Raw genomic sequence first — 24,939 nt, forward strand, 5'->3', positions numbered from 1 at the left:
TATGTGTTTAAAGGATCAGATCACGACTGCCTGGAAGCCGCGATCGTTTCAGCCCCCTGAGAGGTAATGCTTCCGATGTTCTACCAGCTTTATGAATTGAACCACGCCGCCATGGCCCCTTTTCGGGTCGCTGCCGACATGATGCGGCTCGCCTATGAAAACCCGTTCAACCCCCTGTCCGATACGGCCTTTGGCCGAACCATCACTGCCAGCCTTGAAGTCTTCGAGCGCACCACCCGTCGTTACGGGAAACCGGCATTCGGCCTCAAGGAAACGGTAATCGATGGCAAGAAGGCGTCTGTGCACGAGAAGATCGTCTGGAAAAAGCCCTTCTGCAATCTCATCCACTTCGAGCACAGCCTTCCCGCCGGCCATGGTGACGACCAGCGCATCCTGATCGTTGCGCCGATGTCCGGTCACTACGCCACGCTTCTGCGGGGGACGGTGGAGGCCCTGCTGCCGAGCGCCGATATTTACATCACCGACTGGATCGATGCCCGCATGGTGTCGATGACGGAAGGCACCTTCGATCTCGACGACTATATCGATTACGTCATCGAGATGCTGCACCACCTCGGTCCCAATACCCATGTCGTCGCCGTCTGTCAGCCGGCGGTGCCGGTGCTCGCCGCTGCCGCAGTCATGGAAGCGGCGCGCGATCCGTTGTCGCCTTCGTCCATGACCTTGATGGGCGGGCCGATCGACACGCGCATCAATCCGACGGCTGTCAACCAGCTTGCCAAGGAACGGCCGCTGGAATGGTTTGCCGACAATGTCATCATGAACGTGCCCTGGCCTCAGCCGGGCTTCCTGCGGCCGGTCTATCCTGGCTTCCTGCAGCTTTCCGGCTTCATGTCGATGAATCTCGATCGGCACATGATCGCCCACAAGGATTTCTTCATGCACCTCGTCAAGAACGACGGGGAACCCGAAAAGCACCGCGATTTCTACGATGAATATCTCGCCGTCATGGACCTGACGGCCGAGTTCTATCTGCAGACGGTCGACCAGGTCTTCATGAAGCATGCTTTGCCGAAGGGCGAGCTGATGCATCGCGGCCAGCGCGTCGATCCGACCGCGATCCGCAATGTCGCGCTGCTGACTGTCGAAGGCGAAAACGACGACATCTCGGGCGTCGGCCAGACAAAGGCCGCGCAGACCATCTGCACCAACATCCCGGAAGACATGCGCATGCATTATCTGCAGCCGGATGTCGGTCACTATGGTGTTTTCAACGGTTCGCGCTTTAGACGCGAGATCGCTCCGCGCATTGTCGCCTTCACCCGCGAGCATTCTCGAGCCGGCAAACCGGTCGTGAAACGGGTGATAAAGGGCGGAAAATCGACCTGAAATGCACGCCATAATTAGGCGAAGCTGAATTAGTCCTTGTGATTCAGCAGGTTGTCGGATTTGACCTCGGATCATATTGAAGGTCGGGGTTGCGGTAACCACATCGATTTGAGCGGTTCGGCATCAGGCCGGCCGCTCAAAGCGAGGATACCTCACGATGAACCAGTCAGCATTGCTTCGCCCGGATTGGACTCCGGCTACCATTGCCCTGATGATTCTCGGCTTCGTGGTCTTTTGGCCTCTGGGTCTCGCCATGCTAGCCTACATTCTCTTCGGCGAACGCCTGAGAGGATGGAAGAGAGATGTAAATCAGGCTGCCGACGGAATGTTTGCCGGCTGCCGCCGGTCGCACGGCCGCTACCGCTCGCAGTTCGGCACCGGCAACGTCGCCTTCGACGATTGGCGCAAGGCCGAACTTGACCGCCTCGAGGAAGAGCGCCGCAAGCTCGACGAGATGCGCGCCGACTTCGACAACTACGTCCGCGAGCTTCGCCGGGCGAAGGACCAGGAAGAGTTCGATCGCTTCATGCGCGAGCGGAACAACCGCAACAGCGTGAAACGCGACGACAACGGCCCGGCTCCGGAATTCCAGACCCCGTAAGGGCCTATGAGTTCCGTAATCAAGTTCTGAACCATCGACCGGCATCCCGCGATGCCGGTTTTTCTGTGCCGGAAATCCCGGCGAATCATATAAAACGAGGCCATGTTTCCGCTTCTGTCAAAAGCCCGCCGATCGATAAGGCAGCCACCTGCGCCGGAGACGCGTACCCTTGATGTGGCTGGACGCCTGATGCCCCTGACGATCCGTCAGCATGAAAGGGCAACGCGAATAACCCTGCGCATCGAGCCGGGCGGCCGCGGGCTGAAGATGACGATACCGCGTGGCCTTGCAGCGCGGGAAATCAATGCTTTCCTCGATCGTCATCAGGGTTGGCTGCTGACGAAGCTGGCCAAGTTTTCCTCCGAGACTGTCCTTGAGCCGGGCGGGGAAATTCTCCTGCGCGGCGTAAAGCACCGTATCGAGCACACCGGCACCCTGCGCGGCCTGACTGAATCCGTGCTCGTCGATGGCAGGCACGTCCTCAGGGTCAGCGGCATGCCCGAACATGCCGGCCGGCGTATCGCGACCTTTCTGAAGAAGGAAGGTCGCCTCGATATGGAACGGCTCGTCGCCATTCATGCCGGCAGGATCGGAGCGAAGGTCGCATCGATCAGCATGAAGGATACGCGCAGCCGCTGGGGTTCATGCTCGACGGATGCAAATCTGAGCTTTTCCTGGCGTATCGTCATGGCGCCGCCGATGGTGATCGATTATCTCGCCGCCCACGAAGTCGCCCATCTCAAGGAGATGAACCACGGCCCGCACTTCTGGGCGCTTTGCCGCAAGCTCTGCCCGCATATGGACGAAGCCAAGGCTTGGCTGAAGCGCCATGGCAGCCAGCTGCACGCGATCGACTTCGATTGAGTTACGCTTGAAGCCGTTGAAATGAGCGCATCGTTGCGTTTTGGCTCGACTCTTTCGCAATTTCATGTCACTTCGCAGCCATGAAACCCGATGTAAAAATCTGTGGCGTGAAGACGCCGGAAGCAATCGATCGCGCGCTGAAGCGCGGCGCGACCCATATCGGTTTTAACTTTTTCGCGAAGAGCCCCCGCTATGTCGAGCCGGATCTTGCCGGCAGGCTTGCCGAGCCGGTCCGCGGCAAAGCGAAGATCGTTGCTGTGACGGTCAATCCGACGAATGACGAACTCGACGAGATCGCGGAACTCCTCCACCCGGATATTCTTCAATTGCACGGCGACGAAAGCCCTGAACGTGTTCTGACCATAAAGGCGGTCTACGGTCTGCAGGTGATCAAGGCACTTCCGGTTCGTACGGCCGATGATCTGAAGCGGGTGGAAGCCTATATTGGCATCGCCGATCGTTTCCTGTTCGACGCCAAGCCGCCGAAAGATTCCGAACTGCCGGGCGGCAACGGCGTTTCCTTCGATTGGGGCCTGCTCAGCTGGCTCGACGGCAACGTCGATTACATGCTGTCCGGCGGGTTGAACAAGAATAATGTCGGCGACGCCATTCGTCTGACCGGCGCGCGCGGTGTCGACACGGCCTCGGGCGTCGAAAGCGCGCCCGGAGTGAAGAGCGTCGAGATGATCGACGAGTTTTTCGATGCGGTCGAAACCGCCTGCCAGCCTGAAATTGCATCAGGGAGTTAAGAGTGAACGAGACGCCAAAACCGAATTCCTTCCGCGCCGGCCCCGATGAGGATGGCCGCTTTGGTATTTACGGCGGACGTTTCGTCGCCGAAACGCTGATGCCGCTGATCCTCGATCTGCAGGCGGAATGGGATAAGGCAAAGAACGATCCGGCCTTCCAGGCTGAACTGAAGTCCCTGGGTGCGCATTATATCGGCCGCCCGAGCCCGCTTTATTTTGCAGAACGCCTGACTCAGCATCTCGGCGGCGCGAAGATCTATTTCAAGCGCGAAGAGCTGAACCACACGGGCTCGCACAAGATCAACAATTGCATCGGCCAGATCCTGCTCGCCAAGCGCATGGGCAAGACCCGCATCATCGCCGAAACCGGTGCTGGCCAGCATGGCGTGGCCTCTGCCACGGTTGCGGCCCGTTTCGGCTTCCCTTGCGTGGTCTACATGGGCGCGACCGACGTCGAGCGCCAGGCGCCGAACGTCTTCCGCATGAAGCTCCTCGGCGCCGAGGTAAGGCCGGTTACCGCAGGCCACGGCACGCTGAAGGATGCCATGAACGAGGCGCTGCGTGACTGGGTCACCAATGTCGACGACACCTATTACCTGATCGGCACCGCCGCCGGCCCGCATCCCTATCCGGAAATGGTTCGCGATTTCCAGGCCGTCATCGGCACCGAAGCCAAGCAGCAGATGCTTGAAGCCGAAGGCCGTCTGCCTGATCTCGTCGTTGCTGCCGTCGGCGGCGGCTCGAATGCCATCGGCATCTTCCATCCCTTCCTCGACGATGCCGGCGTAAAGATCGTCGGCGTTGAGGCAGGCGGCAAGGGCCTGCAGGGCGACGAACATTGCGCCTCCATCACGGCCGGCTCGCCGGGCGTGCTGCATGGCAACCGTACCTACCTGCTGCAGGACGGCGATGGCCAGATCAAGGAAGGCCACTCGATTTCGGCCGGCCTTGATTATCCCGGCATCGGCCCGGAGCACTCCTGGCTGAACGATATCGGCCGCGCCGAATATGTTCCGATCATGGACCACGAAGCACTCGAAGCCTTCCAGACCCTGACGAAGCTAGAGGGCATCATCCCGGCGCTCGAACCCAGCCATGCCCTGGCCGAGGTCATCAAGCGCGCTCCCAAGATGGGCAAGGACGAAATCATCCTGATGAATCTCTCCGGTCGCGGCGACAAGGACATCTTCACCGTCGGCAAGATTCTGGGAATGGGGCTCTGATATGACTGCACGTATGGACAAACGTTTCGCTGACCTGAAAGCGGAAGGCCGCCCGGCGCTCGTCACCTACTTCATGGGCGGAGACCCGGATTACGAAACGTCGCTCGGTATCATGAAGGCGCTTCCGGAAGCTGGTGCCGACATTATCGAGCTTGGCATGCCCTTTTCCGATCCGATGGCTGATGGCCCCGCAATCCAGATGGCCGGCCAGCGCGCGCTGAAGGGCGGGCAGACGCTGAAGAAGACGCTGCAGCTTGCAGCCGATTTCCGCAAGACGGACAGCGACACGCCGATCGTGATGATGGGCTACTACAATCCGATCTACATCTACGGCGTCGAAAAGTTTCTCGACGATGCGATCGCTGCCGGCATCGATGGCCTGATCGTCGTCGACCTGCCGCCGGAAATGGATGACGAACTCTGCATCCCCGCGATCCGCAAGGGCATCAACTTCATTCGCTTGGCGACTCCGACCACAGATGACAAGCGCCTGCCGGCCGTTCTGAAGAACACCTCGGGCTTCGTCTATTACGTCTCGATGAACGGTATCACCGGTTCGGCCCTGCCGGATCCGTCGCTGGTCTCCGGCGCGGTCAAGCGCATCAAGGATCATACCGACCTGCCGATCTGCGTCGGCTTCGGCGTCAAGACCGCCGAGCATGCCAAGCTCATCGGTGGCGCGGCCGATGGCGTCGTCGTTGGTACTGCAATCGTCAACCAGATTGCCACAAGCCTCACCAAGGACGGCAAGGCGACATCAGATACCGTCCAGGCCGTGGCCACACTCGTGCGGGGTCTCTCCACAGGAACCCGCTCGGCACGCCTTGTTGCTGCCGAATAGTGTCACCACATTGGCGTCAGTCAATCAGGAGTATTCGATTTGAACTGGATCACCAACTACGTTCGCCCGCGGATCAATTCCATGCTGGGCCGTCGCGAAGTGCCGGAGAATCTCTGGATCAAGTGCCCTGAGACCGGTGAAATGGTCTTCCACAAGGACCTGGAAGACAACAAGTGGGTCATTCCCGCTTCCGGCTTTCATATGAAGATGCCGGCCAAGGCTCGTCTGGCAGATCTGTTCGACGGCGGCGAATTCGAATCGCTACCGCAGCCGAAGGTCGCGCAGGACCCGTTGAAATTCCGCGATTCGAAGAAATATGCCGATCGCCTGCGCGATAACCGTCTCAAGTCCGAGCAGGAAGACACGATTCTTGCCGGTGTCGGCAAGGTTCGTGGGCTGAAGCTGGTTGCCGTTGTGCACGAGTTCAATTTCATGGGCGGCTCGCTCGGCATTGCTGCTGGCGAAGCAATCGTGAAGGCTTTCGAGCGCGCCATTGCCGAAAAATGCCCACTCGTCATGTTCCCGGCCTCAGGCGGCGCCCGCATGCAGGAAGGCATCCTGTCGCTGATGCAGCTGCCGCGCACGACCGTTGCCGTGGACATGCTGAAGGAAGCAGGCCAGCCCTATATCGTCGTGCTGACAAACCCGACGACCGGTGGCGTCACCGCGTCCTACGCCATGCTGGGAGATGTGCATCTGGCTGAACCCGGTGCGGAAATCTGCTTTGCCGGCAAGCGCGTCATCGAGCAGACCATTCGCGAAAAGCTGCCGGAAGGCTTCCAGACCTCTGAATACCTGCTGGAACATGGCATGGTTGACATGGTCGTCAAGCGTCATGATATTCCTGATACGCTCGCGAGATTGCTCAAGATTCTGACGAAGAAGCCGGCCAATATCTCCGTCAAGGAAACCGGCGCTGCAATGGCTATCGCCGCAAGCGCCTGATCGACGTTGAACTGAAGGCCTGAGGGCGGGGGTGCTGGATGATTCCAATGAGCCATTCCGTTACGAGCGAGGCGGAGCGCGAGATCGACAAGCTCTTGGCTCTGCATCCCAAGGGCTTCGATCTGTCGCTGGATCGGATCACCCGCCTGCTGGGAGTCCTCGGCAACCCACATAAGAGGCTTCCGCCGGTTATCCACGTTGCCGGCACCAACGGCAAGGGCTCGGTCGCGGCCTTTTGCCGGGCATTGCTTGAGGCCGCCGGCCTCAGCGTTCATGTCCATACCTCGCCGCATCTCGTCAACTGGCACGAGCGCTATCGCATGGGCGTCCAGGGCGGCCGTGGCCAGCTTGTGGACGACGCGACATTTGCCGACGCCCTGCGGCGCGTCGCGGAAGCGAATGCCGGCCAGAAGATCACCGTGTTCGAAATCCTGACGGCGGTGACTTTCCTGCTGTTTTCGGAACACCCGGCCGATGCCGCGATCATCGAAGTCGGCCTCGGCGGTCGGTTCGATGCGACGAATGTCATCTCCGACCCGGCCGTTTCGGTCATCATGCCGATCTCGCTCGATCATCAGGCCTATCTCGGTGACCGCGTCGAGCTGATCGCTGCCGAAAAGGCCGGCATCATGAAGCGCGGCCAGCCCGTCGTCATCGGCCATCAGGAATATGATGCGGCCCTCGACGTCCTGTTGTCGACCGCCGAGCGGCTGCATTGCCCGACGGCCGCTTTCGGCCAGGATTTCATGGCACATGAGGAATATGGACGGCTGGTCTATCAGGACGAGTTCGGCCTTGCCGACCTGTCGCTGCCGCGCCTTCCTGGCCGCCATCAATATGCCAACGCCGCCGCCGCGATCCGCGCCGTGAAAGCCGCAGGCTTCACCATCACCGAAGCGATGATGGAAAAGGCGATGACATCGGTCGAATGGCCGGGACGCCTGCAGCGCCTGACTGAAGGCAATCTCATGGCCTATGCGCCTGAAGGTGCGGAGATCTGGGTGGACGGCGGCCATAATCCCGGCGCCGGAGAGGTGATCGCGGAGGCAATGGCCGGGTTCGAGGAGCGTCAGTCCCGGCCGCTCTTCCTGATTATCGGAATGATCAACACCAAGGATCCCGTCGGCTATTTCAAGGCCTTCGCCGGTCTTGCGGAAAAGGTCTATTGCGTGCCGATCCGCCACAGCGATGCGATGATCGACCCGGTCATCCTGGCCAATGCGGCTTACGATGCAGGGCTCGTTGCCGAACCCATGTCGACGGTTGCCGAGGCGCTGGAGGCAATCAAGCAGGCGGTGGTCCCGGAAAAGCCTGCGCCGCGGATACTGATGGGCGGCTCGCTTTATCTGGTCGGCGATGTTCTCGCGGACAACGGCACGCCGCCGAAATAACGACATCCCGTACAAATGAAAAAGCCCGGCATTGCCGAGCTTTTCTTATTAGAGCAATTTCAGCAAAAGTGTAACACGGTTTTGCGTCCGAAATTGCGCCAAATCAAAGAGTTAGAGCATTGCCGCGTTTCGAAGAAAAACAGAAATGCTCTAAGAGATCGATACCCTTAGGAAGCGTTCGAAATCCAGTTCGAAAGCGCAGTCTTCGGAGCGGCGCCAACCTTGATGTCGGCAACTTCGCCGGCCTTGAAGAGTGCAAGCGTCGGGATCGAACGAACGCCGAACTGGGCAGCCAGTTCCGGGTTTTCGTCGATGTTGAGCTTGGCAACCTTCACCTTGCCCTGCATTTCAATGGCGATTTCTTCAAGGCTCGGAGCGATCATCTTGCACGGACCGCACCATTCAGCCCAGAAATCGACAACGACGGGCTCTGCGGATTCCAGAACTTCAGACTTGAAGTTGGAGGTATCGACTTTCACGGTAGCCATAGGCTGCTCCTTTAGCGAATTTGCTGTTGCACCTTATGTGATGAGCCGGTGCCTGATTTTCAATATTCGATATTTCACTTTGTTTTGAGCTGCGCAAGCGCCGATGCGAGCGCGGTTTCGCTCAAGCGATGGATCGAGGCATTCTCCGTATAGACGAGCAGGCAATCGATCGGCTTTCCCGGATAAAGCGGCTTCAGGATCTCGCGATAGATGGCGAGCTGCGCCTGATGCGCAAAGGGGATCGCCTCCGGATTGGTAGGCGGTACGCGATTCGTCTTATAGTCGAGGATGATGACGTGATCGTCGAGAACGGCAAGGCGGTCTATCCGTCCCGAGACGGCAAATCGCTGATCACCAAGCGTGAGAGTCCCCATGATCGAGACTTCCGCCTGGCCATGGGCGTCGAGAACACTCATCAGATCAGGATTGGAAAGCAGCCGCATGATGGAAGTGACCAGCACCTCCCGCTCCGCCTGCGGCCAATAACGCGCCGCCCGCTCGGCATAGCGCCCGGCAGCGTCGGCGCGATCGACCGGCGGAATGTCAGGCAATGTCTGCAACATCCGGTGGATCAGGCGGCCTTTTTCGAGCGACCTGTCGCTCTTTCCCTTCTCGCCGAAAAGCGGCGAGGTGACGAGCAGGTCGTCGGCCTCTTCATCGATGATGGTTCCGGCACCCGAGGGGCTGAGCGGTCGCGGCAAATGCCGTTGCGCCGGCAGCGGGCGCCCGAGCTCGAGGGGCAGGGATTGGCGCTGTTCGGACGCTTTGGTCCTCTCTGCGCGATCGACCGGCCGGCTTACGTGCTGCACCCGCCAACTCAGTCCTTCCCACTCGCCATCAGGGCCGGAAAATGCAGCCGGTGCGCAATGCTCTTCATCCGCCCGCATGGCGGCCGAAATCATCTGATGCCACGTGCCGGCATTCTCACGAATGCCGCGATAGCCGCAGACCACCAGCCTGTCCGCCGCGCGGGTCATGCCCACGTAAAGCAGCCGACGATATTCCTCCTCCGCCAGCGACTGGATGCGCGCGGCATCCGCCTGGGTCAGAGAGTTCGCGAGCGTGCTGACGGGAACCCAGACCGGAATGGGTTCCTGGCCGTCATTGGTGTCGATTAGCCGCAGCTTCGGCAGATGGGTGTGGGTGAAGGCCTTGCCGCCGCCATCGACGAGGAAGACGATCGGCGCTTCCAGGCCTTTCGAAGCGTGGACCGTCATGATCCGCACTTCGTTGCGGCCCTTATCCTGCTCGCGTTTGACGACGGGCGCTTCCAGCTCCAGCGTCGAAACGAAGGATTGCAGTCCCGGCAGGCCGTTGGTCTCATGCTCCAGCGTGAAAGTCAGGAATTCATCGAGGATGTCGCTGACCTCGGTGCCGAGCCGGGCGAGGAACTGCCGCCGCCCGCCGAGGCTGCCGAGCACGCGGGCGTAGAAATCATGCACCGAGCAGTTTTTCGAAAGCGCCATGAAGGTCTTCATGCGCTCGACGGCGGCGGCGTATCGCGCCTGTCCATCGGCTGCAAAGGCCTGAAGATGGCCCCAGACACTCTGGTTTTCGCCGCGAAGTGCTGCGATCGCGAAAATGTCGTCTTCGTTGAGGTCGAAGAGCGGGCTTTTCAGAACGGCGGCAAGCGAAAGATCGTCTTCCGGCAGCAACAGGAAGCGGCCGAGCGCGAGAAGATCCTGGATGGCGATATGGCTGGTCAGCACCAGTCGGTCGGCGCCGGCGACGGGAATATTGCCCCGCTTCTTCAGCGCCCGTGTCAGCGCGTTGACGAAGGCGTCGCGCTTGCGCACCAACACCAGGACATCGCCCGCCTCGACGGGGCGTTCCTTGCCCTTTTCGATGATCGTCTCGCGCCCGACGAGTTCACCGATCCTGTGGGCGATGCGCCGCGCAAGGATCGCGGCCGGCGCGCTCTCGGGCGTGGCGTCGAAAGGCGCCGTCCAGTCGTCTTCCCTCGCCATCGGCTCAGGCGCGATCATGTCCCACAGGTCGACGGCTCCAGGGTGGCCGATACGGCTGGAGCGATGGACGACGGCCTCGCCGACGGCGCTGAGGCCGCGGGCATTGTCGGGCAGCGCAAAGACCCGGTCGACCACGGAAAGCACGTCTGCCGTCGAGCGGAAGGACAGCGGCAGGCGGATCGGCGAAAAGGCCTGGCCGCCGGCGATAACGCGCCGCCGGGTTCGGCTGCTTTCCTCGGAAAATCGCTCGGGCCGCGCGCCCTGGAAGGAATAAATGGACTGCTTTTCATCGCCAACGGCAAAGATCGTTCTGAGGGCAGGGCGCGTGCTTTCGCCGGCAAAGAAATCCTCGGCCAGCGACTGGATGACGCTCCACTGGATCGGGCTCGTATCCTGCGCCTCGTCGACGAGGATGTGGTCGATGCCCTGATCGAGCTTGTAATGGATCCAGGGGCCGACGCCGCTTTTCGTCAGAAGATCGGCCGTGCGAGTGATCAGGTCCTCGAAGTCGAGCTGGCTGCGCTGCTTCTTCAGATCTTCGTAGTCGAGGTTCAGCCGGTCTGCCAGGACAAGCGCAGCATGGGTGGCGCTGTACATCCGCATCAGCTTCAGCCGGTCGCGGCAGGCGACGATATGGGACCTTACGGCATCGATCGCGGCCACCAGCTCCGGTGCCGCTGTCGCCATTGCCTTGGCGACGAGCGAACTGTCCGCCTTCGGCTCGCCCTTGCCCGTCAGGAACAGCTTTTCCAGAAGCGCTGCCCGCTCACCTGCGTCCCCATCGCGTTTTGCGAGGCGGAGCCCATAAGCGATCTCCTGCACTTTTACGCCGCCCTTCTGGTCGGCAAGCGCAAGATAGGTTTCGAGCACGCCGCCGGAAAGGCCGGGCAGGGGCCAATATTGTTCCGCAATGCCGGCTTCAGTGTCGTTGGCGGAGAGCCCAAGCCTCTGGCGCAGCGCCGCATCGACGCCGCCCTCTTGCGCCGCTGCCAGGGTAAACCGGCGGATGGCATTGCGATTGGCAACTATGTCGCCAAGCAGGTTGTCGAGGCCGGCTTCGTCACCGAGATCGAGCACATAGGCGAAAGCCTCGGCAAGATCGGCATCGCCCTCGGGCGTCGTCGCCGTCAGCAGTGAGCGGCGAGCGTCCGCAAGTAAGGTTGCAGCCGCCCGGTCGTCGAGAACGGAGAAGTGACCGGCGACATTCGCCTCCAGCGGAAATTGATGCAGTAGCGCTTCGCAGAAGGCGTGGATCGTCTGGATTTTCAACCCACCCGGCGTTTCCAGCGCCTTGGCGAAAAGCCGGCGCGCTTCGGCCAGCTTGAAAAGATCAGGCTCTTCGCCTTCGATATCGGCAATTCTCTTCCGCAGGCTCTCGTCTGGCAGCGTCGCCCAGTCGGCCAGCCGTTCGAAGACGCGGTTGGACATCTCGGACGCCGCCGCCTTCGTATAGGTCAGGCAAAGAATGGCGGAAGGCCGTGCGCCGGCAAGCAGCAGCCGGATGACCCTCTGCGTCAGCACATGCGTCTTGCCGGATCCGGCATTGGCCGAAACCCAGGCGGAGCGTAGGGGATCGGAGGCGATCGATTGCTGGATGGTCGTCCAGCTGATCCAGGTGCCGGGATCGTCGCCTTCGGGCAGGGATGCGAATTCACTCATCGCCGGCTGCCTCCTCCGTCTCTGCAGTCGACCACTCTGAGACGCGGGCCAGATGATCGTAGTCGCCGCCGAAATCAAATTGCTGCGCGGGGATCAGGCGGGAGGTGAAGCCCCTTTCGCCCGATTGCAGCAGCGAGACGAATTTGACGAGCTGGTCGATCGATTCCTCGGCAAGATCGATAGCCGACTTCGGCTTGGTCTTCGCAGTGGCACTTGCCAGCTCGTTGTTGACCTGATCGACCTGGAAGCGCTCGCCGGGACGAAGCCGGACATAGAGCAGATTGTCGGGCACAAGGCCGGTTGCTTCACGAAATGCGCCGGCCTGAAGCGCATAGGCCTCGAGTGCAAGCTGCGGATCGAGCAAGGCGCGTGCCTGCGTCGGCGAGGGATTGGAGCCGGTCTTGTAGTCGACGATATCGGCGGCATTGCCACCCTTTACGTCGATCCGGTCCGCGATGCCGGTCAGTTTGATGCCGATCGGCTCGATATCGACACCGCCCCGAGCTTCGGTAAAGGTCTCGCGGATATGCGGCCGTCGATCCGCCTCCCATTTCAGGAAGGCACGGGCCACTTCGCGGAAGCGCGGTCGCCAGACGCTGTCGATATGGGGCGGCAACCGCTCGTCATCGAAGAGATCGGCGATGATCTGCTCCATGGCAGCAGATCCCGCCGGCGTGCCCGCAATATGCCCGCCGCTGACGAACCGCTCGATGATCGCATGGTAGAGCGTGCCGCGCTCGGCAGCGCCGGGGTCGCGGTTGAAGGGTTCGATCGGGTCGAGCTTGAGCACCCGCCGCGCATAGATCGCATAGGGGTCGCGACGCAGGCGGCCGACTTCGCTGAAGGAATAGCTCTTCGGCTGCAGTGTCGCCGGCGGCTTGGGTGTCGGACGCTGCGCCGGCGCCTGGTTGTCGCCCTCGTCGATCATCCCAGCCCAATGCCGAAAGCGGTCGCCGTGCGCCTTCAACTCCGCCTGAAAGTCCTTGCCGCCCAGCGCCATCAGCCGCTGCAGCCAGCGGGAGGCGACGGTCGGCGTCGACCCCTGTCGGAGCGAGCGGGAATAGATGAGATCGCGCGTGCCATTCGCCATCTCGAAGTCATGGGCGAGCTGGCCGATGCGCCGCTCCGGCGGCTCCAGCCCTATGTCGGTTTTCATCGTTCGCGAGATGAACGGATTGTTGGATGTCTGCCCCGGCCAGGAGCCTTCGTTCAGGCCACCCAGAATCAGCGTGTCGACGCTCTGCAGACGGGCTTCGAGCGTGCCGAAGATGAAGACGCGCGGATGGCTGAGCGAGCGGGGTTTCACCGCCTGGCCGGCCGACAGAGCGGCTGTGATGTCGATCCATTGTGGTCCATCAGCCTCCAGCTGGTCGTCGGCGTCAATGACCTCCCGCAGAAGGCTCGCCAGCGTATCGCCCGCCTCGCTTGACCAGAGCGCTGCAAGGTTGCCGCGTTCATCCGTCGCGATTGCTTCCAGCGCGCGTCCGGTTCGTTCTGCCCATTCGGATAGGGCAAAGCTACTGGTCAGGCCGCGGTCGCCGGGTCGATGCCGGACCAGCGCCGATGCCAACGGTTCCGTAGCCGCGGTTACACGGCGCGCCAGATCCCTTGCCTGATCGATCGCCTTCAATGGCAGGCTTTTCAGCCATTTCGGCGCGTGCCGATCGTCGGCCCCTTCAAGCAGTTGCTCATCCAGCAACGGCTCCAGCGCAGAGATATCGACTTCCGCCACGCCGCCGCGCAGCGCCAGCAACTCCAATGCATCGATCGCAGGTTCGAGGCTGGCGCGATCGAGGCCGAAGCGGGCCAGGGGGTGCTTGAGCAGCGAAACGAGCGCGACGGGATCGCCCGGGCGAAGGGTCGCTTCCAATAGAAGTTGCAGCAGGCCGCCCTGCGGCGTTGCCGCCAAGGGCGTACCGGCGGAATCGTCGGCGGTGATGCCGAAGCGCGCGAGTTCGGAGGCGACGCGACGCGCCAGGTTGCGATCCGGCGTGATCAGCGCGGCATGGCTTTCGCCATTTCGCCCCGGTTTTTCGAGGGCAAGCCGCAAGGCGATCGCGATTGCGGTCGCTTCCTCTCGCTCGTTAGCCGCCTCGATGAGAGAGACATCCGCGAAAGCCTGCTTCAGTGCGTCTTCGGGCAGGGTCCGGTGCCATTCGCCCCAGTCGCTCGTCGCTTTGGCCGGAGCCAGTGCGTGGGAAAGGATTTCCGCCCGTCGTTGCAGGATAGGTCCGGCGTCCTCGACGGTGCCGACATCCTGCCGCGTCGCACCCAGCCGCTTCAAAAGCAGTGCAAGCCCGTATTGTGGATGGGTACGAGCCGCAGGGTCCGCGCGTTCGCTGGGCCGCAAATCCGGTGCCACAAGCGTCCAGTCCTCGTCCGACATGGCTCCGTCGAGCCCCGGCAGCACGATGACACCTTCCGGCAGGGAGGCGACGGCGGCAATCAGATCGGCGGTTGCGGGAACCGATCCCGTCGAACCGGCAATGATGATCGGCCCGCTATGCTCCATGCTCGCCAGACGTTCGGCCTCGGCGCGCAGGATGGCGTTGCGATGGCGGGCGGGCGAGGAGCGGCCGAGCTCTTCCAGGCGCGCCGGCCAGAAGGCGCTGGCGATCTGCAGGAATTCCGCGGTCAGCTGCCACCAAAGCGCATGATCCCGCGCATCGAGCTTGGCAAGCTCGTCCCAGTTTTGATCTTCCGTCTCGATGGAATCGATCAGTTCGGCCAGGTTGCGCGCGAGCCATATGGCGTCTGCCGGGCTCGCCGGCGCGACCAGCGGCGAGTCGGAATGTATGTCGCGAACGATCTGCGGCAGCTTGTTACGCCAGGCAAGGATCAGTCGCGCCAGCTCCAGCAACCGCACCGTGTTCGACAACGGTTGCGCGAGATCGAGCGTTGCCGGCAGCGCTTCGTCGAAATAGCCGCTGTCGTCATCCGTTTCCCCCAGCGGGCGGATGACGGGAAGAATGGCTGCTCGGCCGCCCAGGAGATCGACGAATTCGGATCGCAGCACGCGAACGGCGCGGCGCGTCGGCAGGAAGATTGTCACCTTGGCCAGCGACAACGGATCGGCCGGGTCGTGCTTGTAGCTTTCGATCAGCCGGCCGTCGCACAGCGCGGTTGCCAGCGTCTTCAGGAAGGGGAGGCCCGCCGGAATGGTGAGGATTCGCTGGCGATGGCCGGTAGCCATGGCTTAGACCAGTTCCTGGAAGCGCTGGATCGTCGCCTCGGCATCGCTGATCGCTTCGGGTGTCCCGACCGTCAGCCAATGTCCGTCCATCATCATTCCGTACAGGCGACCGCGGGTAATCGCCTTGTCGAAATAGATATTGAGGTTGAAGGCATCGGCAGGCGCATCATCGAGGAAGGACGTGTCCATCGCAATCGCGCCGGCATAGACAACGGGCGAGGGATCGTGCTCGCGGAACCGCGTCAACCGGCCATCCTTCGCCATGCCGAAATCGTTCTTGCCGTTGTGGCCTGTCGTGTTATCGATATCGACGCAGAGCATCGCCATGTCCATACCTGCTGGATCGAAGAATCCGGCTAACCGTTGCAGGTTGGTCGGCATGCCGGGCTTTTCGCCGACCCAGAAGAGGTCGGCATTCATGACGAAAACCTTTCCCGCATCAAGCAGCTTCAAGCCCTTGGCCAGTCCGCCGCCATTGTTCATCAGCGCTTCCCGCTCGTCGGAAATGATGATCTCCAGCCGCTTGTAGGCCTCGAGATGGGCAAGCATCTGGTCAGCGTGATGGTGCACGTTGACGACCGCCTTTTCGACGCCGGCATCAGCCAGCGTGTCCAGCGCATAGTCGATCATCGGCTTGCCGGCGATTTTCACCAATGGCTTCGGTATCGTATTGGTGATCGGCCGCATGCGGGTTCCGAGACCCGCTGCCAGCACCATGGCTTGTTTAATGGTCATCTGATCCGGAAGTTATGATTCGCTTTCGCCTATTCCAGCCCTTGTACACCAATCGCGCAAGGGGGCGAGTGCTTCATGCTCGAAGGCGACCTTGAGATAGGTAAGCGTTCTCGGCATGTGCTTGAGATAACCGGGCTTGCCGTCGCGCTTGAGCAGCCGGACCCAGAGGCCGGCAAGCTTGCAGTTGCGCTGCGCCGACATGATCGCCCAGCTCTTCAGGAAAGTCGGCTCGGCAAACCCCGCCTCCAGCCGACGAAGCGCCAGATAGTCGCCCATCAGCTGGTCCTGAAGCGGACGGTCGATCGTGACCCTGGCGTCCTGGACGATGGAGGCGAGATCATAGGCGGTCGGCCCGATCATAGCGTCCTGGAAGTCGATCATGCCGATGCGCCGTAGGCCATGCTCGTTCGTCCGCCAGATGATATTCGGGGAATGAAAGTCCCTGAGCAGCAGGTTTTTTTCCGCGCTGTCCAGCTCGTCGATCAGATGATCCCAGATCGCGAGATATTCCGCCCGCTCCGCATCGCTTGCCTCGCGCCCGCTTTTCCACGGCAAGTGCCAGTCAACCAGTAGCCGCGCTTCCATCTTCATCGCGACCCGGTCGAAATCGGGAATGTGATGGATATGATCGGGCGTGACCGCGATGTCCTGCGGCACCGGAAGCGAATGCAGATGCGCGAGACAGGCAACGCCTTCCCGATAACGCTCCGGGATCGGCAGTCCTTCGGCATCGAGAACACCCTCGGTGCCGAGATCCTCGATCAGGAGAATGCCCGCATCGTAATCCACGCCATAGATCTCGGGTGCCGCAAAGCCGTCGTCCCTCAGCACATTGGCCAGTGCCACGAAGGGGTAGGCATCCTCGGCAAGATGCGCCACCTTCGGATATGGTTTGCCGTCGAGAACCGGCGGGCCATCGGGGCGGCGGGGCCAGTCCATCAGGATTTGCCGCGCGCTGCCGTCTGCCGGATAGACCGATTCATAGGCGCGCAGCGACGCGTCACCGGTCAAGAACCGCCGCCTTGCATCGGTAAGACCGTGGGCGTCGAGGAAGGCGCGGATATCGAGCACGCGCCGAATTCGCGCCATCTCCTGCTCTGGTGCCTTTATCGTGACGCGCCGACCCTTGCCTTCATGTTCGAGCTTCAGGTTGATGCGCGAGGCGGGCAGATCGCCCTCCGCCATTTCCGGCCATTCGACGATGCAGATGCCGTTCCGCAAAGCCTCGTCAAAGCCGAGTTCCACCAACTCATCGGGATGGCCGAGGCGATAGAGATCGAAATGGGAAACCGGAATGCGCAGATCGTAGGATTGCACGAGCGTGAATGTCGGGCTCGGGACGTCAAGGCTGTCGTCGTCGGCGATCGCGCGCAGAAGGGCACGGGCAAGTGAGGACTTGCCGGCCCCCAGGTCGCCGGAGAGCGCCAGGCAATCGCCCGCTTTCAGCGCCAGGGCGAGGTCTTCACCAAGCCATGCGGTTGCTGCGTCGTCTTCCAGGAAAATAGAAATGGCGTCGTCTGCTGCAATCATTCGGCTGCGACGGAGTGGGGCAGATCGGCGGACGGGATGCGGCATATGACCGTCGTGCCCTTGCCGGGCTGGCTGTCGATCGACACCTTGCCATTGTGCAGGCTGACGAAGCTTTCGACGATCGAGAGGCCGAGGCCCGCGCCGTTGCGCTTGCCGCCCTTGCCGCTGGCGAAGCGGTTGAATACCGCGCGCATCATCTCTTCAGGAATGCCCGGCCCCTTGTCGGCGACGGAGAAGACGAAATCCGTGCCTTCGCGGTGGCATTTCAGCGAGATGATCGAGCCTTCGGGTGCAAAATTCGCAGCGTTGTTCAAAAGTTTGAGCAGGATCTGCTTCAGGCGCTGCTGGTCGGCGACGAGACTGCCGAGGTGCGCCGGGACGAGAATCTCGAGCGTAACGCCGCTCTCCTGGAGTCTGTCGGCGATCTGGATCGAAACGTCGTCCAGCAGTTCGTCCAGCCGGATCTCGGAGTAATTCAGCCGCATGATGCCGGCGTCGACCGTAGCGAGGTCGAGAATGTCGTTGACCAGGGTCAAGAGAAGCGAAGACGAGGTCGAGATATGATCGATATATTCCGCCTGCCGATCGTTCAGCGGCCCGATACCGGGGGTCTTCAGTAGATCGGTGAAGCCGATGATATTGGTGAGCGGCGACCGCAATTCGTAGGAAACGTGCTGTACGAAATCGTTCTTCAGCTCGTCGGCCTTGCGCAGCGCTTCGTTCTTTTCCGTCAGGGCCCGCTCGGCGCGGACACTGTCCGTCATGTTGACGAAGGTCAGCATCGTCTGCGCGTTGGGTAACGGGATGATCGCGTAATCCAGCACCAGGCCGGAGAAGAGCTCGAGCGTTCCCTGCGAGGAGGGCCGCTCGTCATCGAAGCTGGTGATCTGCTCTGCAAAGCGGTTCCAGCCATCCGGCCCGTCATAGGAAGGGGCGCAGGCATCAGCCAGGCCGCGGATATGGGTACCGGGCGCAGCCTGGGCCTCGGTGATGCCCCAGAGCGCGCGGAAAGCAGGGTTGGAAAGCCGGATGCGGCCATCCGGTCCGAACACAGCCACACCTTCGGAGAGGTGATCGATCGTCTCGCCCTGTACCTTGACCAGCGTATTGTAGCGCGTCTCGAGATCGACCTGTTCCGTCAGGTTCTCGAAGACCCAGGTGGCGCCGCCCTGCGGATGCGCGGTCGCGAATACCCGGAGAATCTGCCCGTTCGGCAGATGCCAGAGGTCGGATTGTGTATCGAGCGATCGATAGACCGACAGCGCTCCGTCCTTCCAGCTCTTCCAGTTCAGCGAATCCGGCAGCTTCTTGGCGGCGCGGAGCCGTTCCAGCAGCTCGCCATTGTCCGGCTTGGATTCGAGGAAGGCGATATCGAATTCCCAGAGGCTGACGAAAGCCTGATTGTAGAATTGCAGGCGGCGCTCGCCATCGAAGATCGCAACGGGAGTGGCCAGATGATCCAGCGTTTCGGCGTGGCTCTTCAACGTGCGCTGGAGTTCGGCGCGAACCGCTTCCGTCTCGGAAACATCGATGGCGATGCCGGCCGAGCCGTTCGGTACCTTGACGTCAACGACATCGAAGAATGTGCGGTTGCCATGGACGACCGTCGAAATCTTGTCGTGGAATGGCGATTCGGGCGTGGCCAGCGCGCGGATCCGCTCGCGGGAAATGGTCGGAAGAAATTCACGGCTCTCCCGCAGAGCTTCCTCCGGGGTAACCGCTTCGACGGCATCGCCATAGGCTTGGTTGACCCAGGTGAGCCTGCCCTGCGGATCGCGTTGCCAGACCGGCAGGTCGATGGCGTCGAGCAATCCCTGGAAGGCCGAGATCGACGTCATCAGCCGGTCCCGCTCGATCTTCAGTTCCGCCAGTTCGGCGCGCAGGTTGTTGAGCGCGATGAAGCGAACGAAGGCACGCCCGCCGGAAATGCGGCCCTGCGCCTCCAATATCTCTTCACGGTTGGTCTCGACGACCATGTCGAAACCCTGTCCGCTGCTGCGCAATTTGTCGATCGACTTGTCGAGTTCTGCAGCAGACCAGGATTTCAGCCAGAGGCCGAATGCAAGGAATTCATTGTCCTGCGGCGCGCCTGTTTCGGCAGGCAGTTGGCCGAGAAGTTCCGGCCGTGCGTCTGGGCCATCCCAGATCACGATCCTGCGGTTTTTGTCGGCGATCAGGGCCTGGTATTGAGAAATACGCTGATTGGCATCTGACAGAGCCGAGCGGATCTCGCGGCTCTCCGTTTCGATGTTGCCGCGCTGCCGCACCATCCAGATGGCGGAGAGAAGTGCCGCCGAAACAATGCCGATGACGACGGAAAAGGTAACCATTTCGGAAGAGGTAAACAGGCGTGCCGTTTCCGGGACTTTCGCCTGCGCAAGCGCGGGGCCTGCGATCGCAGCCAGGGCCGTTCCGGACGCGTAGAGTGCTAGAAGACGTGCCACGGCACTCGCCTTCCGGAACACACCGTATCGCCCGATCTTTTGACCATCTGCTCTTTTCCCGCCATGCCTTTGCATCGCGGACGCATAGGATGATGCATCCGCCTGCTCAGGCAGGCTGTCCTTCATTTCCGACATTCGCGGTCTGTCTCCGTCCTGTAATGTGCCGCATTTCGACAAGACATCCCATTTTCGCAGCGTCACCAAAGTGTTGCCAGCTACGAATCAAGTCCCAGAAGAATACCGTTTAAGGGAATCTGCGGAAAGGGCGGAGCTCAAAAAATAAGCCGCGGCATTTGTCAATGCCGCGGCCACAACATCTTGTGGATATTGAGTCTAGACTTAGTACCTGTAGTGGTCGGCCTTGAAAGGACCCTGCGGGCTGACGCCGATATAGGCGGCCTGCTCGGCGGAGAGTTCCGTAAGCTTTACGCCAAGCTTTGCGAGATGCAGGCGAGCGACCTTCTCGTCGAGATGCTTCGGCAGAATGTAGACTTCATTCTTGTATTCGCCGGGCTTGGTGAAGAGCTCGATCTGCGCCAGCGTCTGGTTGGTGAACGAGGCAGACATGACGAAGGACGGGTGACCCGTGGCGTTGCCGAGGTTCAGCAGGCGGCCTTCCGAGAGCAGGATGATGCGGTTGCCCTTCGGGAACTCGATCATGTCGACCTGCGGCTTGATGTTCGTCCACTTCAGGTTACGAAGTGCTGCAACTTCGATTTCGTTGTCGAAGTGGCCGATATTGCCAACGATCGCCATGTCCTTCATCGCGCGCATGTGGTCGATGCGGATGACGTCCTTGTTGCCGGTCGTGGTGATGAAGATGTCGGCCGAGGAGACGACGTCTTCAAGCAGCACGACTTCAAAGCCGTCCATGGCAGCCTGCAGCGCGCAGATCGGGTCGGCTTCCGTGACCTTGACGCGGGCGCCGGCGCCGGCGAGCGATGCTGCCGAACCCTTGCCAACGTCGCCGTAGCCGCAGACGACGGCGACCTTGCCGGCCATCATCACGTCGGTGCCGCGACGGATACCGTCGACCAGCGATTCCTTGCAGCCGTACTTGTTGTCGAACTTCGATTTGGTGACCGAGTCGTTGACGTTGATCGCCGGAAAGGGCAGCAGGCCCTTCTTGGAGAGTTCATACAGTCGGTGAACGCCTGTTGTCGTTTCTTCGGTAACGCCCTTGATCGCGTCGCGCTGCTTGGTGAACCAGCCCGGCGATGCCTTCAGGCGCTTCTTGATCTGTGCAAAGAGGATTTCCTCTTCTTCGGAATGCGGGCTCGACAGCACGTCTTCACCGGCTTCGGCGCGAGCGCCGAGCAGGATGTACATGGTGGCGTCGCCGCCGTCGTCGAGGATCATGTTCGACAGGCCGCCATCGGCCCACTGGAAGATCTTGTCGGTATATTCCCAATATTCAGTGAGCGACTCGCCCTTGACGGCGAAGACCGGGATACCGGCAGCGGCGATCGCTGCAGCGGCATGGTCCTGCGTCGAGAAGATGTTGCAGGATGCCCAGCGAACTTCGGCGCCGAGTGCGATCAGCGTCTCGATGAGAACGCCCGTCTGGATCGTCATGTGGAGCGAACCGGTGATGCGGGCGCCCTTGAGCGGCTTCTTCTCGCCGAATTCGGCGCGGCAAGCCATCAGGCCCGGCATTTCGGTTTCGGCGATCGAGAGTTCCTTGCGGCCAAACTCCGCAAGCCCGATATCGGCGACGAGGTAGTCCTTTTCAGTGCTCATGAAGGTCTCCAGCCTGGACGAAGCATCCGGACCGCCGGCGATCGGGCGACGGAATGCAAGATTGCGCACGCAATGCGCGGAATGATGCCCGTTTAGCAGTCTTGGAGCGGGAAAGCAATAAGGATATAAAGAAGTCTTTATGTCTTTATATGGTTGGCGGCAGCTAGATCTCTTCGCCGAACTTGTTCTGGACAAGCTGATCCAAAGCTTCGAGAGCCTCGGCAGCCTGGTTTCCGCTTGCCGTGACGAGAACGCTGCAGCCTGGGCTTGCGGCGAGCATCATCAGCCCCATGATCGAATTGCCTCCGACCGTCGTCCCGTCCCTGGAAACGGTGATCGCAGCGTCAAAGGCCTCGACTGTCTGGACGAATTTCGCCGAGGCGCGCGCGTGCAGGCCTCGCTTGTTGATGATCAGGAGTTCGCGGGAGTGCGATGTCATGGATGGAGCGGATGCCTCGTTATTTGCCGCTGAGCACACGGCTCGCCACGTTGATATATTTACGTCCCGCTTCCGAAGCCTCGACCAAGGCCTTTTCCATGTTGTTCTCGCCACGCACACCGGCAAGCTTGATCAGCATCGGTAAGTTGACGCCGGCAATCACTTCGGTGTGGCCGCTGCTCATGACTGAAATCGCCAGATTGGAGGGTGTACCCCCGAACATGTCAGTTAGAATGATGACGCCATGGCCGTCGTCGGCCGCAGAGACGGCCTGCAATATGTCCTGGCGTCTCTGATCCATATCGTCTTCGGGACCGATCGATACAGTTTCTATGAATTTCTGCGGACCAACGACATGCTCGACTGCATGGCGAAACTCTTCAGCCAGCTTGCCATGAGTGACAAGCACAAGTCCGATCATGATGTTAATGCTCCCATCGCATAAGCAATCCGGGTGGCCCCATATCGCAATGCAGCAATCTCGTCCACCGTGGGGGGACATCTTGGCGATGAAAAGACGAAGTGCAAGCCTAAAATATCGAAATCGGATTGTCGCTGCGGCTCGGTCACGTATCAATTCAACCTGATCGGGATTTTCGCCATAATTATGGCAAGCGGATTGATGGCCGTCGAGGAGATGCGGATCACCGGCAGCGAAATACCCTCCGCCACTTCGATCTGCTCGTTTTCGTCAGGCAGCCGTTCGGCTGTGTTGGGATCGCCCGGCAGCACCGCAAAATGGATGAGAACCGGCGAAATATAGGGAATGCGCAGAATCCCCGTTCCCCGCACCTCCATCAGGCCGGCGATCGCCGGCGGGCATTCCGCAATGACGTGGCCGTTGCGCAGCGATACCAATACGCGGTCGTCGGCAACAAGCGCGGAGAAGAGGCCGAGGGGCTTTGCGGCCGCAAGGCATGAAAAAGCAATCGAGGACTTGCCCACCCCCGATGGTCCGAGGAAGAGAAGGCCGGTCGTGGCGACGACGATCGCCGTTCCGTGTATGTTGGTAACGTCGTCCATCATGCGTGCGCTTCAGCCGGTAGTGAGAGGATGAAGCGAGCGCCGATTGGATGGGCGTCCTCGCCGTCGGTAATGTTTTCGGCCCTCAGCGATCCACCATGAGCCTCGGCAATCTGCCTGCTGATGGAGAGCCCCAGGCCGGAATTCTGCCCGAAACCTTCCGATTCGGGCCGGTCTGTATAAAAGCGTTCGAAGATGCGGTCGATATCCTCGGCCTGGATGCCAGGGCCGTTGTCCTCGACATAGATGACGCAGCGGGTGCGCGTCCGCACTAGCCGGACGATGATCTTGCCGCCCTCCGCAGGTACGAAGGATCTCGCGTTCTCGATGAGGTTGGTGATGATCTGGCCGATGCGAAGATCGTGCCCGTTGGTCACGAAGCGGGTTTTCGCTCCAGGCTTGCGATCGACGACATATTCGATCTCGACCGGCTTCTTGGTGTGGCGAACCTGTCTCGAAAGGTCGACGAGGTCGCGCAGCAGGATTTCCATGTCCACCGGTCCGGCATCGCTGCGCGCAAGTTCGGCGTCGAGACGGGAGGCGTCAGAAATATCGCTGATCAGGCGGTCGAGACGCCGGACATCGTGCTGGATGACGTCCATCAGCCGTTTCTTGGAATCCTCGTTGCGGGCGAGCGGCAATGTTTCCACGGCGCTTCTGAGCGACGTCAGCGGATTCTTCAGCTCGTGGCTGACATCGGCGGCAAAGCTTTCAATCGCGTCGATGCGGTCGTAAAGCGCCGTTGTCATCTCGCGCAAGGCGATGGAAAGATTGCCGATTTCGTCCTGGCGGGCGGAAAAGTCCGGGATCTCCTCGCGCTCCTTGGATCCCCGGCGTACACGAATGGCCGCCGCCGACAGGCGTCTCAGCGGGTTGGCGATGGTGGAGGAAAGAAGCAGCGACAGCACGACGTTGACGAGCGTGGCGACACCGAAGACGCGCATGATCGCGAGGCGCTCGGCATGGACGATCTTGTCGATATCGCCGGCCTGGGTCGACAGAAGGAGGACACCGAGCACGGCGCGGAAACGCTGAATCGGCACTGCGACGGAAACGATCAACTCGCCCTTTTCGGTCGTGCGCACAACCGCGCCCCGGACGCCTGTCAGCGCGTTCATCACCTCAGGATAGATCGAGCCGTCGCCGCCTGGCGCTTCCTTGTAAACGGGAAGATTGCCGGGCTGTAGCATCTTGTTCAGCAGGCCGCTGAACCAGTCCGACCAGCTTTGGGTCTCATCCTCGACCGGCGGCAGATCGAAGCGCAACACCTGTCCGCGGGAATAGAGATGGCGCGAATCCAGCAGGAGATTGGCATCGGCGTCGAAGATGCGGGCGCGCGTATGCGTTGGCGAGATCAGCCGCCGCAGAACTGGCGCGACCTTTTCCGGATCGATCGGGAACTCCAGGTCCTCATCGTTGGGAACAGGCGTAATGCTCTGCCCGGCTTGAAGCTCGAGCAGCTTCTGCGGGTCGATCGTGATGGAATTGGTATCGACTGAGGCCGAAGCGGAGACGGCACCGGCGATGATCTCGCCTTGCGTGAGCAGGCTCTCGACACGGGCGTCGATCAGGCCCTCGCGAAACTGATTGAGATAAAGGATACCGCCGACAAGGACGACCAATGCGGTCAGATTGAAGAACAGGATACGCCGGGTCAGGCTCGAAAAAACGGCGTTGCCGAAAATCCGTCGGATAAGCGTAAAAGGATGGGTCCAACGCCTGCGCGCGATGCGAACGCCACCTGAGCTATCCGTATC

Annotated in this window: 19 protein-coding genes; 8 read left to right on the top strand and 11 right to left on the bottom strand. The window is 61.0% G+C overall.

Annotated elements, in window-relative coordinates; genetic code table 11:
* Nucleotides 1-75: 75 nt before the first annotated feature.
* From phaZ to DTW90_RS14140, 8 genes are all read left to right on the top strand, one after another.
* Nucleotides 76-1,350 carry a polyhydroxyalkanoate depolymerase gene (phaZ, locus tag DTW90_RS14105; protein WP_149339058.1) on the top strand — a complete coding sequence of 425 codons (1,275 nt, stop codon included), beginning with the start codon at nucleotides 76-78 and terminating at the stop codon, nucleotides 1,348-1,350.
* Nucleotides 1,351-1,507: 157 nt separating this feature from the next.
* A complete protein-coding gene (locus DTW90_RS14110; RefSeq protein WP_132522509.1) occupies nucleotides 1,508-1,951 on the top strand; it encodes a DUF2852 domain-containing protein in 444 nt (147 codons plus the stop codon).
* A 102-nt stretch (nucleotides 1,952-2,053) separates the two neighbouring features.
* A complete protein-coding gene (locus DTW90_RS14115; protein WP_149339059.1) occupies nucleotides 2,054-2,815 on the top strand; it encodes a SprT family zinc-dependent metalloprotease in 762 nt (253 codons plus the stop codon).
* A gap of 80 nt (nucleotides 2,816-2,895) precedes the next feature.
* Entirely contained in the window at nucleotides 2,896-3,564 is a 669-nt protein-coding gene (locus DTW90_RS14120; RefSeq protein WP_132522513.1) for a phosphoribosylanthranilate isomerase, read from the top strand.
* A 2-nt stretch (nucleotides 3,565-3,566) separates the two neighbouring features.
* On the top strand, nucleotides 3,567-4,787 hold the full coding sequence (gene trpB, locus DTW90_RS14125; protein ID WP_132522515.1) for a tryptophan synthase subunit beta: 1,221 nt from the start codon (nucleotides 3,567-3,569) through the stop codon (nucleotides 4,785-4,787).
* Between the two features lies 1 nt (nucleotide 4,788).
* A complete protein-coding gene (gene trpA, locus DTW90_RS14130) occupies nucleotides 4,789-5,628 on the top strand; it encodes a tryptophan synthase subunit alpha (RefSeq protein ID WP_132522517.1) in 840 nt (279 codons plus the stop codon).
* 39 nt (nucleotides 5,629-5,667) lie between these two features.
* On the top strand, nucleotides 5,668-6,573 hold the full coding sequence (accD, locus tag DTW90_RS14135) for an acetyl-CoA carboxylase, carboxyltransferase subunit beta (RefSeq protein WP_132522519.1): 906 nt from the start codon (nucleotides 5,668-5,670) through the stop codon (nucleotides 6,571-6,573).
* 47 nt (nucleotides 6,574-6,620) lie between these two features.
* Complete coding sequence (locus DTW90_RS14140; RefSeq protein ID WP_149339061.1) at nucleotides 6,621-7,964, top strand: folylpolyglutamate synthase/dihydrofolate synthase family protein; 1,344 nt, start codon at nucleotides 6,621-6,623, stop codon at nucleotides 7,962-7,964.
* A 167-nt stretch (nucleotides 7,965-8,131) separates the two neighbouring features.
* Here the strand turns inward: DTW90_RS14140 and trxA are convergent, their stop codons facing one another.
* The 11 genes from trxA to DTW90_RS14195 form a co-directional block, all read right to left on the bottom strand.
* Nucleotides 8,132-8,452, bottom strand: coding sequence for a thioredoxin (gene trxA / locus DTW90_RS14145; protein ID WP_149339063.1), 321 nt, complete (start codon nucleotides 8,450-8,452; stop codon nucleotides 8,132-8,134).
* A gap of 74 nt (nucleotides 8,453-8,526) precedes the next feature.
* On the bottom strand, nucleotides 8,527-12,078 hold the full coding sequence (gene addA / locus DTW90_RS14150) for a double-strand break repair helicase AddA (protein WP_149339065.1): 3,552 nt from the start codon (nucleotides 12,076-12,078) through the stop codon (nucleotides 8,527-8,529).
* Nucleotides 12,071-15,271 carry a double-strand break repair protein AddB gene (gene addB, locus DTW90_RS14155; RefSeq protein WP_149339067.1) on the bottom strand — a complete coding sequence of 1,067 codons (3,201 nt, stop codon included), beginning with the start codon at nucleotides 15,269-15,271 and terminating at the stop codon, nucleotides 12,071-12,073. The genes addA and addB overlap by 8 nt, the downstream gene beginning before the upstream one ends.
* A gap of 3 nt (nucleotides 15,272-15,274) precedes the next feature.
* Nucleotides 15,275-16,006 (bottom strand): nucleotidyltransferase family protein, encoded by a 732-nt coding sequence (locus tag DTW90_RS14160; RefSeq protein WP_132522529.1) that lies wholly within the window; start codon nucleotides 16,004-16,006, stop codon nucleotides 15,275-15,277.
* A gap of 12 nt (nucleotides 16,007-16,018) precedes the next feature.
* Nucleotides 16,019-17,536, bottom strand: a complete 1,518-nt coding sequence (gene tsaE / locus DTW90_RS14165; protein WP_149339069.1) for a tRNA (adenosine(37)-N6)-threonylcarbamoyltransferase complex ATPase subunit type 1 TsaE — start codon at nucleotides 17,534-17,536, stop codon at nucleotides 16,019-16,021.
* Complete coding sequence (locus DTW90_RS14170; RefSeq protein WP_149339071.1) at nucleotides 17,533-20,115, bottom strand: PAS domain-containing sensor histidine kinase; 2,583 nt, start codon at nucleotides 20,113-20,115, stop codon at nucleotides 17,533-17,535. The genes tsaE and DTW90_RS14170 overlap by 4 nt, the downstream gene beginning before the upstream one ends.
* 204 nt (nucleotides 20,116-20,319) lie before the next feature.
* Nucleotides 20,320-21,720, bottom strand: coding sequence for an adenosylhomocysteinase (gene ahcY, locus DTW90_RS14175; RefSeq protein ID WP_132522535.1), 1,401 nt, complete (start codon nucleotides 21,718-21,720; stop codon nucleotides 20,320-20,322).
* Between the two features lie 163 nt (nucleotides 21,721-21,883).
* Complete coding sequence (locus DTW90_RS14180) at nucleotides 21,884-22,159, bottom strand: HPr family phosphocarrier protein (protein ID WP_132522537.1); 276 nt, start codon at nucleotides 22,157-22,159, stop codon at nucleotides 21,884-21,886.
* Nucleotides 22,160-22,178: 19 nt separating this feature from the next.
* Nucleotides 22,179-22,580 carry a PTS sugar transporter subunit IIA gene (locus DTW90_RS14185; RefSeq protein WP_132522539.1) on the bottom strand — a complete coding sequence of 134 codons (402 nt, stop codon included), beginning with the start codon at nucleotides 22,578-22,580 and terminating at the stop codon, nucleotides 22,179-22,181.
* Between the two features lie 152 nt (nucleotides 22,581-22,732).
* On the bottom strand, nucleotides 22,733-23,185 hold the full coding sequence (locus DTW90_RS14190) for an HPr kinase/phosphorylase (protein ID WP_149339073.1): 453 nt from the start codon (nucleotides 23,183-23,185) through the stop codon (nucleotides 22,733-22,735).
* Entirely contained in the window at nucleotides 23,182-24,912 is a 1,731-nt protein-coding gene (locus tag DTW90_RS14195; RefSeq protein WP_245512667.1) for a sensor histidine kinase, read from the bottom strand. Before DTW90_RS14195 ends, DTW90_RS14190 begins: the two co-directional genes overlap by 4 nt.
* Nucleotides 24,913-24,939: the final 27 nt, after the last annotated feature.

Origin of the sequence: Neorhizobium sp. P12A (genome assembly GCF_008365395.1) — a bacterium.
GTDB lineage: Bacteria > Pseudomonadota > Alphaproteobacteria > Rhizobiales > Rhizobiaceae > Rhizobium.